The 11,036-nt window shown below is 60.4% G+C and carries 11 protein-coding genes; 10 read left to right on the forward strand and 1 reads right to left on the reverse strand.

Features of this window, described 5'->3' with window-relative positions; genetic code table 11:
* Nucleotides 1–98: 98 nt before the first annotated feature.
* Entirely contained in the window at nt 99–1,517 is a 1,419-nt protein-coding gene (locus tag QLG10_RS29055) for a PLP-dependent aminotransferase family protein (RefSeq protein WP_110746968.1), read from the reverse strand.
* Between the two features lie 148 nt (nt 1,518–1,665).
* Here QLG10_RS29055 and QLG10_RS29060 point away from each other — a divergent pair, with 148 nt between their 5' ends.
* The 10 genes from QLG10_RS29060 to QLG10_RS29105 all read left to right on the forward strand — a co-directional run bounded on the left by QLG10_RS29060 (nt 1,666) and on the right by QLG10_RS29105 (nt 10,974).
* Nucleotides 1,666–2,763, forward strand: a complete 1,098-nt coding sequence (locus tag QLG10_RS29060) for a hypothetical protein (protein ID WP_282488446.1) — start codon at nt 1,666–1,668, stop codon at nt 2,761–2,763.
* A 42-nt stretch (nt 2,764–2,805) separates the two neighbouring features.
* Nucleotides 2,806–4,086, forward strand: coding sequence for a biotin carboxylase (locus QLG10_RS29065; RefSeq protein WP_282488447.1), 1,281 nt, complete (start codon nt 2,806–2,808; stop codon nt 4,084–4,086).
* Between the two features lie 48 nt (nt 4,087–4,134).
* On the forward strand, nt 4,135–4,629 hold the full coding sequence (locus QLG10_RS29070) for a RidA family protein (RefSeq protein WP_110746973.1): 495 nt from the start codon (nt 4,135–4,137) through the stop codon (nt 4,627–4,629).
* Between the two features lie 84 nt (nt 4,630–4,713).
* Complete coding sequence (locus QLG10_RS29075; RefSeq protein WP_110746975.1) at nt 4,714–5,199, forward strand: cupin domain-containing protein; 486 nt, start codon at nt 4,714–4,716, stop codon at nt 5,197–5,199.
* A 210-nt stretch (nt 5,200–5,409) separates the two neighbouring features.
* A complete protein-coding gene (gene yfcF / locus QLG10_RS29080; RefSeq protein ID WP_110746977.1) occupies nt 5,410–6,066 on the forward strand; it encodes a glutathione transferase in 657 nt (218 codons plus the stop codon).
* A 34-nt stretch (nt 6,067–6,100) separates the two neighbouring features.
* Complete coding sequence (locus tag QLG10_RS29085; RefSeq protein ID WP_110746978.1) at nt 6,101–7,453, forward strand: lysine 2,3-aminomutase; 1,353 nt, start codon at nt 6,101–6,103, stop codon at nt 7,451–7,453.
* 31 nt (nt 7,454–7,484) lie between these two features.
* Nucleotides 7,485–8,357: a branched-chain amino acid aminotransferase gene (locus tag QLG10_RS29090; protein WP_110746980.1), complete on the forward strand. Its 873-nt coding sequence runs from the start codon at nt 7,485–7,487 to the stop codon at nt 8,355–8,357.
* A gap of 21 nt (nt 8,358–8,378) precedes the next feature.
* Nucleotides 8,379–9,137, forward strand: coding sequence for a TauD/TfdA family dioxygenase (locus QLG10_RS29095; protein ID WP_110746982.1), 759 nt, complete (start codon nt 8,379–8,381; stop codon nt 9,135–9,137).
* A 62-nt stretch (nt 9,138–9,199) separates the two neighbouring features.
* Entirely contained in the window at nt 9,200–10,159 is a 960-nt protein-coding gene (locus QLG10_RS29100; protein WP_248678015.1) for a diiron oxygenase, read from the forward strand.
* Between the two features lie 14 nt (nt 10,160–10,173).
* Nucleotides 10,174–10,974, forward strand: a complete 801-nt coding sequence (locus QLG10_RS29105; protein WP_282488448.1) for an N-acyl homoserine lactonase family protein — start codon at nt 10,174–10,176, stop codon at nt 10,972–10,974.
* The last annotated feature ends 62 nt before the right edge of the window (nt 10,975–11,036 follow it).

Raw genomic sequence — 11,036 nt, forward strand, 5'->3', positions numbered from 1 at the left:
GAGCCTGCTCGCGAAAGCGGAGTGTCAGGCGACCTTGATGCGGGATGTGATGGCCTCTTCGCGAGCAAGCCCGCTCCCACAGGATCGAGGACAGTCGGTTATTTGTGTGGCTTGTCCAGCAAGCGGAAAAACCGCTCCCGCACCTGCACATGATCACTGTGCGCCACGTTGAAACGCAGAAACCGATTGCCGTCCGCCGCTTTGCTGAGCATGGTCCCCGGCGCCAGCACCAGGTCGATTTCCAGGCCTTTGCGGGCCAGTGCCTCGGCTTCAAAGCCATCGGGAAGCCGCGTCCAGATGTACAAGCCTTCTCCAGGCAACGACGATACCGAACACCCGGCTTCGCCCAGCCACGCCGCCACCCGGCTGTTCGACTCATAGAGCCGGTCCACCGTACGACGCATGTGCTTGGCATAGCTGCCGTCGCTGAGCATGGTGCAAATAATCTGCTCGGCCATTTCCGAGGTCATGCCACCGCAGGCCATTTTCAGGGTCACCATCCGCGCCGCGAGTTGTGGGGACAGCACCGCGAAGCTGACGCGGCTGTTGGCGGTCAGGGTCTTGGAGAAACCAGAGACGTAAGACACGTTGTCCAGCCCGCTCGCGGCCAGGCGCGGCGTTCGGCGTTGCTGCATGTCGCAGTACAGATCATCTTCGACGATGTGGAAATTGTAGCGATGGCTCAGTTCCACCAAGCGGTAAACCTGCGCCGAGGTGAACGAGTGTCCGGTCGGGTTGTGCAGCGCATTGTTGGTCAAGTAGAGCACGGGACGGTGAGCGATCAGCAACTGCTCCAGGGCATCCAGGTCCATGCCGTCGCACTCGCGGCGGATGGTGATGACCTTGGCGCCGTGCCAGGCCAGATTGGTGTGCATCGTGAAGTAACAGGGATCATCGAGCAGCACCGTGTCGCCGGGCTTGACCAGCAGGCGCATCAGCATGTCGATGGCTTGTACGGTGTTGGCGGTGGTAATGATCTGGTCGACCGGCGCTTCGATGCCCAGGGTCGACATCTTGACCCGCAAGGCCTGGCGCAACGGCAGGTAGCCGCTGGCGTTACCGTATTCACCCATGCGCAATGAAGTCGCGCGAAGTGTGCCGCGCACGGCCTTGAGCAACTCTTCGGCAGGCAACCATGAAGACGGCAGAAAACCGGCGCCCGGACGCAGCGCACCGTTGTCCTGCAAGACTGCGCGGCGGACCACGCTGAGTGTGTCCTGGGGCAACAGGTCGGGGCCGGCGTTGGTCTGGGCGGTGGTGCTCGAACGGTGCACGTAATGCCCCGAGCCCTGGCGTGACACTACCAGCCCCTTGGCGCGCAAGCGATCGAGAGCGTCGACCACCGTGGACTTGCCCACGTGCATCAGGTCGGAGAGTTCGCGAATCGGTGGCAGCCTTGAGCCGTGGGGCAGTCCACCCTTGCTGATCGCCACCGTCAACTGATCGACGATCTGCTGCACCAGCGGCACACCCGGCTGGAACTCGATAGCGGCGATCACTGCTCGCTGAGCCTGCATTTTACTGGTCTCTCCGGCAGTAAAGTTCGTTCGATTCTATACGAACTTGCTCTGATCAAGACAAGCATCTCTTTCTACCATCGCTTTACAGACTTTCTGGATGGTCGGCCTATGCCGGTCGATCCATGCCAGGTTCGTGAGGTGTTGCATGAGTGTCGAAACAACGGTCGTCGTGGCCAAACCGGTGATCAACCTGCGGTTGTTCACCATCCGGATCATCACCGCCGTGTCGCTGTTCGCGGTGCTGGGCAAGGCCAACGTCTGGCTCGATACCGCCACCAACAGCATCCTGGCCCTGGGTTATCGGGCCTTGTTGCTACTGTTGCCACTGACGTTGCTGGTCCTCGGTCGCCGCTCCTTGAGCGTCACGCTGCTGTGCGCCGCCGGGGGGCTGGTGTTGCTGGCGGTCACCAGCAACCAGGGCGTGGTCATGTTTGCCGCGGCGTTGTTTGCCTACGGCATTGCAATTGCCGGCTACCTGATCAAGAGCGAGGCGGCCCAGACCAAGGAGGGCGCCGCCTACAACCGCGTCGCCATGAACATGGGCAGCCTGCTGGCAGGGTTGATCCTGTTGTCGCCGCTGCTCACCCCGACCCTGTTTTTCCTCGGCGCCGCCGGGTTCGTCCTGTTGTGCCTGCCGATCGCCATGGGCGCGACGTTCACCTGCGACCCCGTGGTTGCCCGTCCCGCCAGCCAGGATGGCAGCGGCTGGCGCAACAAGCTGCCGTGGGTCATCGCCGGCGTCATCATGGGCATCAAGCTGTTCGGCGTGTTCTCCATCCTGCCCCAGGCGATCCTGCTCAAGACCGGCGAGCTGCCGGCCTGGTATGGCCTGATGCTGATCCTCAACAGCGCCGTGGTGGTGTTCGCGCAAGTACCGGTCATGAAACTGATCGAGAGCACCGGGCGCTTCAAGGTGCTGACGGTGATCGCAATCATCGTCGGCGGTTTTGTCGTGCTGTCTTCGCCTGCCGCGTTCCACGTCGAAACCCTGGTCGGCGCGCTGATCTGGGTGGCGCTGCTGTCAATTGCCGAGTGCGCCTTCAGTCACCTCGATTACTTCTCGGTCAAGCAGAACAACATGTTCGTCAAGGAAGTGTCCCTAGGCGTCGGCGCAGGGTTGACCGTGTTGATCATGCGGGTCGCGCCACCGCCCTACAACGCATTGGTACTGGCGGCCATCGGCGCTGGCGGGATCCTGGCCTGGTACTGGCTCAACCGTCGATCAATCGCGTTACATGACTGAGTCATCGCTGTTTCGGTTTTAACTTTGCAAGTCGGGGGCATTATGAATACGACTTCATGCGTAGTAGTGGTGGGGTACAACGGCAGTCGGGTTCACGATATCCAGAAGCTGCGTGACCTGTGCAAATCGATGTACGACGCCAGGCTGATCCTGCTGGTCGAGCAGGTACAGCCCCATGACGACCAGGTGGCGGATCACGTTTGCAGCACTTCACTGGCCGAACAAGACGTTGCGTCGTCCCTCGAACTGGTGGTGGGGTGCCTGAATGCCGATCGCTGGAAGTTGATCGGCGTGCTGCCGTTTTCCGACCGTGGCGTGCTGCTCGGTGCGGCGCTGGCCAGTCATTTCGGCTTGCCCGGTATTTCTCCCGCCGAGGCCAGGGCCGGGTTGGATAAACAGATTTTCCGCCAGCTCGAAGCGTCGGCCACCACGGCTCCCGAAGATTACCGGCCGGTGGTTTCCAGCCGTATCGAAAGCCTGCCGGAACTGCGTCAGCGAGTGATCGAACTGGGCGGCAAGGCTTTCATCAAGCCAGCCTGCGAAGGTGCCAGTCGAGGCTGCCGGGTCATCCGTCACCCGTCCGAATGCGACGACGCGTGGCAAGCGCTCAAGCCCTATCGCGAGGGCGGCATCGTGCTTGAGGAACTGATCCAGAACGCCCGGGAATACAGCTGGGATTCTGTCGCCGGGAGCACCTGGATCACCGAAAAAACCACCACCGACGGTGCCTACCGCGCCGAGATCCAGCAAGTGGTGCCCGCACCGTTGGCGCCTGAGGTGCAGGCTCGACTGAAGGCAGCCGGCCAGCACATGGCGGGGTTGGTTTCCCAGGATAACGGTGCCTGGCACAACGAAGTGTTCTACAGGGCCAATCATCGCACCTCGGCCGTGGAAACCAACATGCGCCCCGGTGGCATGCACATCTGGGACCTGGCGCGCCAGGCGTTCGTCGATTTCGACCCGTGGGAGCGTTGGGTCCGCTGGGCCGTGGAAGGCCAGGTCGATAGCCAGGACCCGGTACCTCGCGGCTACTGCGGCATACGCCTGCTGCGGGCGACCACGGGCGGCATCCTGCGAGATGTCCCAGACATCCCGTCCCTGGCCCGCTCGCTGAATATCGATCTGCTGGATTCGGTGGTGAGCAAACGCATCGGCGAACCGGTCAGCGCGCTGGTGAAAGACAACTTCTCGTTTGTCGGCCACATCGTGTTGTTCAACGAAGACTACGAGCAGCTCAGCCATGACCTGTTACGCCTGGCCGAAACGATTGAAACGAACATCGGGATCACCAGCCTGGCGTCATCTGCAAGGGCGGTGTGTTGAGTGTCAGGGATCGATGTTTTTTGCAGTATTGATCAAGAGGTTCGGTAAATGATTGAGCACATGACTTGTGACGAGCGCTTCATCGCGCTGGCGAAGGAATTCGACTACGACATCTATGGCGAGAACAGTGCAGGCGGGCATTACGCTCCGCTGATCCGCCACCACGACGAGTTGTATGTCAGCGGCATGGTGCCGCGCGTGAATGGCAAGATCCAATACCCTGGGCGGGTCGGCCTGGAGCTCGACATGGCGGATGCGCAAGCGGCCGCCAGTCTCTGCGCGATGCGCGGGTTGGCGTTGATCGTCGACGCCATCGGTTCGCTGGACAAGATCAAGTCGTTGATAAGGATCACGGTGTATGTGAAATCCACAGCGGATTTTGTCGACCTCAGCGATGTGGCAAACGGCGCCTCGGATGTTTTCAGTCACGTGCTCGGCGATGCCGGGAAACATACACGCACGACCGTCGGTGTTTATCAATTGCCAAAAAACGCGGCAGTAGAAGTGGACATGATCGTGGCGTTGCGACCTTCGGCGTTATAAGTAAGGGTTGTTCGGCTTTACAGCGATTAATTGTTCGCCTAAGGTCGAGTGACTCAACGCTGAAGAATAAGTTGGAAGCCGAGCATGAATAACGTTCAAGGTGCGTTCTTTTCCTATAAAGACTTTCGTCAAAGTCTGGTTCGCCAGCCGATCAAGCCACGGGTGTGGAAGCAAGTTGAACTAACGGGAATACGTCAGAGCCTTGAGGCCAGCGAGGTCGATATTGTTGCGCTGGCCCACGACAACAGCCTCGATGGCTGCTCGCTGACGCCCGGCATGGCCGTGTCCATGCAATGGTTGATACCCGGCGCGCAGCTCCAAGGCCATGATCATTCGTGGTGGCACCTGTTCCTCATCCAGAGCGGTAACGGCACCTTGACCCTGGGGGATGCCGAGGCCGTGTGCGTCGGCAGCGGGGACGTGCTGCTGGTGCCGGCCTGGACCCGCCACGGCTTCGTCAACACCAGCACCACCGAGTCGCTGGTCATGCTCAATATCAGCAACATGCCCCAGGCGCTGCTGCTCGCCAATTGCACCGACAACGTCGGCCTGATCCCCCGCCAGCTGTAAATCCCCCTTCATTACACACCAGGGAGTCCGCGTTCGCGGACTCCCTTTTTTCGTTTCTGTCGTGCCCTCGATAAGCCCTTGGCGATTCGCATTTTCGAATTTCTGTATCGATGCAAAAGGATAATTTCTGTATCTGTTCAGCGTTCGATCAACTTACTACGATCGACTCGAATGCAACGGATTAATGTGCTTAGTGCAAGGGAGCGTTCCATGGAAAATAACAGGATTAAACTTTATGTTGGCGCGGACTTTGTCAGCGCGTTTGCGATGTCAGCGTTTGTAGCGCTCAAGGAGAAGCAACTTTCATTTGAACTTGTCACGCTGGATTTAAAGGCGCGAGAGAACTATCAGGCGAAATATCGGGATATTTCACTTACCTGCAAGATTCCTACATTAGTTCACTCGGGTTTTGCGCTTTCAGAGTCTTCCGCCATCGCCGAATACCTCGAGGAACTCGCGCCAGGGCATGCAAGGCTTTTCCCCCAGGACCTCCAGCAGCGCGCCAGGGCCCGTCAACTACAGGCCTGGCTGCGCAGCGATTTGCTGGTGATCCGCAAAGAGCGCCCGTTTGACCTGGTGTACTTCGGCAAGAAAGACGCGCCGCTCTCCGACGATGCCAAGGCCGCGGTCGAGCGTCTGTTCTTCGTCGCCGAGCGCTTGCTGGAGGAGGGCGCCGAGCACCTCTTCGGCGACTGGAGCATTGCCGATACCGACCTGGCGATCATGCTCAACCGACTGGTCGCCAATGGTGATCAAGTCCCGGCGCGACTCGCCGCTTATGTCCGTCGCCAGTGGGATCGCGACAGCGTTCGGGCATGGATGGACATAGAGCGCAAAGCGCCGGCCATCGCACCCGCGGTGGTTTAAGGCGACCGTCAGGGCAATCACCAGGAGCGCTGCCATGCAAGGACTGTCGGAGCACGAACGCTACAAACCCTACAACGCCCGCACCATTCGCGACACACCGTATTGGCACAGGCTGACGCCGCAGTTGCAGGAAGCCATGACGGTCGTGGCCCGGGTCATGCCGTTTCGCACCAACGAATACGTGCTGGGAACGCTGATCGACTGGAACAACATCCCGGACGATCCGATCTTCCGCATGACCTTTCCCCACAAAGACATGTTGCTGGTCGATGAATATGACTCGCTCAAACAACTGATCGAGCAGGATGACGCCGCTGCGATCAAACGACGGATCGAGGCGATCTGGCTGCGCATGAACCCCCACCCGGCCGGGCAACTGACGCACAACGGTGCGACCCTCGACGGAAAAGTCTTGCCGGGCATTCAGCACAAATATCGCGAGACCGTGCTGTTTTTCCCCGGTGCCGGTCAAACCTGTCATGCCTATTGCACCTTCTGTTTCCGCTGGGCGCAGTTCATCGGCGAGGAGGAGCTCAAGTTCAACGCGCGGGAATCCCAGGAGCTGCTGCGCTACCTGCGTGTGCACACGGAAGTGACCGACGTACTGATCACCGGTGGCGACCCCCTGATCATGAACACCCGCTCGCTGGCCGGGTATATCGAGCCGCTGCTGGAGCTTGCGCATCTCAAGAGCATCCGCATTGGCACCAAGTCGGTGGCGTACTGGCCACAGCGGTTTGTCAGCGACAAGGACGCAGACGAGTTGCTCGAACTGTTCCGGCGAATCGTCGCGGCGGGAAAAAACCTGTCGATCATGGGGCACTACAACCACCCGGTAGAGATTCGCCAGGACATCGCCCGGCTCGCCGTCGAACGCATTCGCGCCACGGGCGCGACCCTGCGCATGCAGGCGCCGTTGATCCGCCATATCAACGAAAACCCCGCCGATTGGGCGGACCTCTGGACCGAAGGCGTTCGGCTCGGTGCGGTGCCTTATTACATGTTTGTCGAGCGCGACACCGGCCCCAGCCACTACTTCGCGATGCCGCTGGCCCGGGCGTTCGAGATCTTCCAGGCAGCGTACCGCACGGTCTCGGGCCTGGCGCGAACGGTGCGCGGGCCGTCGATGAGCACCTTCTACGGCAAGGTCTTGATCAATGGCATCGAGACCGTCGCCGGGGAAAAGGTCTTCGTCCTGCAGTTCCTCCAGGCCCGGGACCCGCAATGGGTATTGCGGACCTTCTATGCGCGCTTCGATCCGCAGGCGACCTGGTTCGATGAGCTGCGCCCGGCCTTCGGCGAACGAAGCTTTTTCTTTCAGGCTGAGCCTGAGCTGTTGCTGGCGCCAGCGCCTGAGTTGATACCGGTCCTGCTGCAAACGGCCTAGGACGACACTTGATTATTGGGGAGACAAGGACATGAGCGGTATCCCGTTTGATCAGCGCGAAGGATTGATCTGGCTCGATGGCGAGTTCGTCGAGTGGTCCCAGGCGCGCCTGCATGTGCTGACCCACGGCTTGCATTACGCAAGCACCGTGTACGAGGGCGAGCGCGTGTATAACGGCAAGATCTTCAAGTTGCGCGAACACACTGAGCGTTTGTATCGCTCGGCCCAGCTGATGGATTTTGCCATCCCGTTCGAACCCGCCGAGCTGGAAGCGGCCAGCCATCAATTGCTGCAACGCAACCAGGTGAACGACGGCTATTTGCGCCCGGTGGCCTGGCGCGGCAGCGAGATGATTTCCACGTCGGCGCGTTTCAATCGCGTGCATGTGGCGATCGCCTGCTGGCAATGGCCGAGCTATTTCGACCCGGCGGCGCGCATGGCCGGCATCCGCCTGAAGACCGCCACCTGGCGTCGTCCGCCGCCCAGCAGCAGCCCGTTCGAAGCCAAGGCGTCCGGGCATTACCAGATCGCCACGCTGAGCAAGCACGACGCCGAAAACACCGGCTACCACGACGCCTTGATGCTCGACTGGCGCGGACATGTCGCCGAAGCCACCAGCGCCAATGTATTTTTCGCCAAGGGACGGACCTTGCATACGCCGGTGCCTGACTGCTTCCTCGACGGCATCACCCGCCAGAGCGTCATCGAACTGGCCAGGGCCCTGGATTACCAGGTCATCGAACGCACGATATTGCCCACGGAACTGGGCGACTTCGACGAGTGTTTTCTCACCGGTACCGCCGCTGAAATCACCCCGGTGCAGAGCATCGATGAGCAGCGATACCGACCGGGCACCGCCTGCAGTGAATTGATTGCCGCTTACACCTCAACCGTAAACGCCTGATAAACCGCCAGGAAACTCACCATGTCAGACCAAGGGATTGTTGCGTCCACACCTTATGTTTCGCTGGGCCATCGCCATGAAGAATTGTCGAATCGTGGCTGGACCGTGCTGACGCCAGGGGAATTTGCCCACGATGTTGCGGGAACACTGCATGAATTCGGCCCGATCATTCCGCAGTTCAATGGCCAGATAGCTTTCGCCATCACCCGCAAGCCGGGCTACGAGGACTTGCCGTACTCCCAGAGCATGAACGGCATCGGCCCACACACCGAAGCGCCGGTGTACGGCCCGCCACCGCGTTACCTGGCGCTGCATTGCCATAAACAGGCAACTTGCGGTGGCGGTCACACGGGGCTGGTGGACGGCTATGCGTTCTTGAGATCGCTTGAGCGATCCGAACCGCAACTGCGCGAGTGGCTCGACGATACGCCGGTGGAATTCGTCGCCACTGCCAAGCCCGGCGAACCGGCGCAAACCCGGGTCAGGGAGTACATTCTGACGCCCACCGAGGAGGGCGACATTTTCCGCTTCAGCTACAACCAGTTTCACTACGGCGATGTGAATCCGTCCAAGGAAGCCTTGCAGCAATCACAGGTCGTCGACAACGACTCGCCGCTTGCCAGGTTTGCGGTGCTCGGCGAAGCGTACTTTGTCGAACACAACATCCCGGTGCTGATTCCCGACGGATGCATGCTGATTTGGGACAACTGGCGGATGATTCATGCCCGCAGCCGATACACTGACCCGGCGCGCCACCTGACCCGCTACTGGCTGGCCTGATTTTTTCGTCGCCCTTCTTTTTCAGCGTACCCCCAGGGGTACGCGTTTACAGGTATCGCGTCATGCAAACAGCAATCGAGATCGCCCAGGTCGATCATCAACTGATCGTACGGCTCAATCAGGCCTGGATCAAACGCGCCGCAGTCTGCTCGCCGGACAAGGCCCAGATCAACGAAGTGTTCGACCCGGCACGCCCGGATTACCCGGAGTGCATGGTGCCGTTTTTCCATCATCCGACGTTCCAGGCCTTGAGCGATGAGCTCAAGAGCAAGGTGGTGACCTGGGGCTGGATCGGCTACAACCTGCGCACGGTCACCGCCGAAGAACTCGTGGTGAACCCGGCGCTGAGCGTCATCGCCAATCAATACCTGGGCAAGGACGACTGGCATTTTCGCGAAGCGATGCAGCAGACCCTGATCGACGAGCACTACCACACGCTCATGCACCTGCGGGCCATCGAGCGGACCAAGCGCGATCGCGCACTGGACCAGGACCTGGAGTTGCCGCCTTCGGTGACATACCTGCGCCTCAAGTCCCTGCGCGAGGAACTGCCCGAACCCTGGCAGCGGGACCTGGCGGCGATCACCTTCGCGGTGGTCGCCGAGATCAGCGTCAATGCCTATCTCGACCTGCTGGCGGACGACCCGACCATCCAGCCGCAAAACCGCCGCGTGGCCGAACTGCACAACCGCGACGAATACGCCCACAGCAAGGTGCTGGCTGAAGTCGCCAAGGTGATGTACGCCAACATGCAGCCAGTCCAACGGGAATTTTTCGCCCGCAACCTGTCGGTGGCGCTGAGTGCTTTTATCGCCCAGGACTACTCGATGTGGGAGGCGATCCTCACGCAGCTCGGGGTCGAGGACGCGCAGGCAATCATTGCCGACACCCGCGAGAGCAACAGGAATGCGACGATCATGCGCGACTACAGTGGCCTGCATAAGCTGGCGCAGGACCTGGGCATCAGCGAGCAGATCGACTTCGATTTCCGTCCGACCCTAAAAGCCACCGCAGCCGCCTGAACCTGGAGGTGCCCATGTCCGTTCCCATGTACGAAGTGTTCGCCCTGCGTGTCGGCGCCAACGCGCAGCGCACTGCCCGGGAGAACTTTCTCTACGACGCCTGCTGCGGCGATCCGAATGCGCCGATGCCGCTGGACTATTACTTCTGGGTGATTCGCAACGAGCACCAGGTGATCGTGGTCGACACCTGTTTTCAACCGGCCACGGCGGACCGGCGCAACCGGCAGATGTACCGCCTGCCGCAAGACTCCCTGCGGCAACTGGACATCGATCCGGCGCAGGTCGAGCACCTGATCCTCACGCACCTGCACTGGGATCACGCTGGCAACCTGGGGTTGTTTCCCAGGGCCACGGTGCATTTGCAGGAAGCGGAACTGCGTTTCTGCACCGGACCGAAGATGACCCATCACACGGTGAACAAGACCTATGAGGTCGAGGATGTGATGTCCGCGCTGCCACCGCTGTTCGAAGGAAGGATGCGTTTGCACAACGGCACTGTCGAGGTGCTGCCGGGAGTGACACTGCACGCGGTGGGCGGTCACACACCGGGCAGCCAGGTGGTGCGGGTGAACACCGAGCGGGGCTGGATAGTATTGGCTTCGGACGCGGCGCACTTGTGGGTGAACATTCGCGAGCGCAGTCCGTTTCCGATCATCGATGACCTGGCGCAGTCGCTCGAAGCGTTCAGTGAAATCGATCGCCTGGCGGACAGTGAAGACCACGTCATCCCGGGGCACGACCCACTGATAGCCGAACGTTTCCCGCACTGGAACGACGATCCACACATCATTTGCCTGCACCAACCGCCAATCTGACCCTGTAGGAGCTGCCGCAGGCTGCGATCTTTTGATCTTGTTTTTTAAGATCAAAAGATCGC

Source organism: Pseudomonas sp. V98_8 (genome assembly GCF_029967975.1).
In the GTDB taxonomy this organism is placed as follows: Bacteria; Pseudomonadota; Gammaproteobacteria; order Pseudomonadales; family Pseudomonadaceae; genus Aquipseudomonas; species Aquipseudomonas umsongensis.

Excerpts from the sequence above, each read along its gene's own strand:
- QLG10_RS29095 (WP_110746982.1), top strand. The coding sequence starts at position 8,379 with ATGTCAGACCAAGGGATTGTTGCGTCCACACCTTATGTTTCGCTGGGC.
- QLG10_RS29085 (WP_110746978.1), top strand. The coding sequence starts at position 6,101 with ATGCAAGGACTGTCGGAGCACGAACGCTACAAACCCTACAACGCCCGC.
- QLG10_RS29090 (WP_110746980.1), top strand. The coding sequence starts at position 7,485 with ATGAGCGGTATCCCGTTTGATCAGCGCGAAGGATTGATCTGGCTCGAT.
- QLG10_RS29075 (WP_110746975.1), top strand. The coding sequence starts at position 4,714 with ATGAATAACGTTCAAGGTGCGTTCTTTTCCTATAAAGACTTTCGTCAA.
- QLG10_RS29070 (WP_110746973.1), top strand. The coding sequence starts at position 4,135 with ATGATTGAGCACATGACTTGTGACGAGCGCTTCATCGCGCTGGCGAAG.
- QLG10_RS29105 (WP_282488448.1), top strand. The coding sequence starts at position 10,174 with ATGTCCGTTCCCATGTACGAAGTGTTCGCCCTGCGTGTCGGCGCCAAC.
- QLG10_RS29100 (WP_248678015.1), top strand. The coding sequence starts at position 9,200 with ATGCAAACAGCAATCGAGATCGCCCAGGTCGATCATCAACTGATCGTA.
- QLG10_RS29060 (WP_282488446.1), top strand. The coding sequence starts at position 1,666 with ATGAGTGTCGAAACAACGGTCGTCGTGGCCAAACCGGTGATCAACCTG.
- QLG10_RS29065 (WP_282488447.1), top strand. The coding sequence starts at position 2,806 with ATGAATACGACTTCATGCGTAGTAGTGGTGGGGTACAACGGCAGTCGG.
- yfcF (WP_110746977.1), top strand. The coding sequence starts at position 5,410 with ATGGAAAATAACAGGATTAAACTTTATGTTGGCGCGGACTTTGTCAGC.
- QLG10_RS29055 (WP_110746968.1), bottom strand. The coding sequence starts at position 1,517 with ATGCAGGCTCAGCGAGCAGTGATCGCCGCTATCGAGTTCCAGCCGGGT.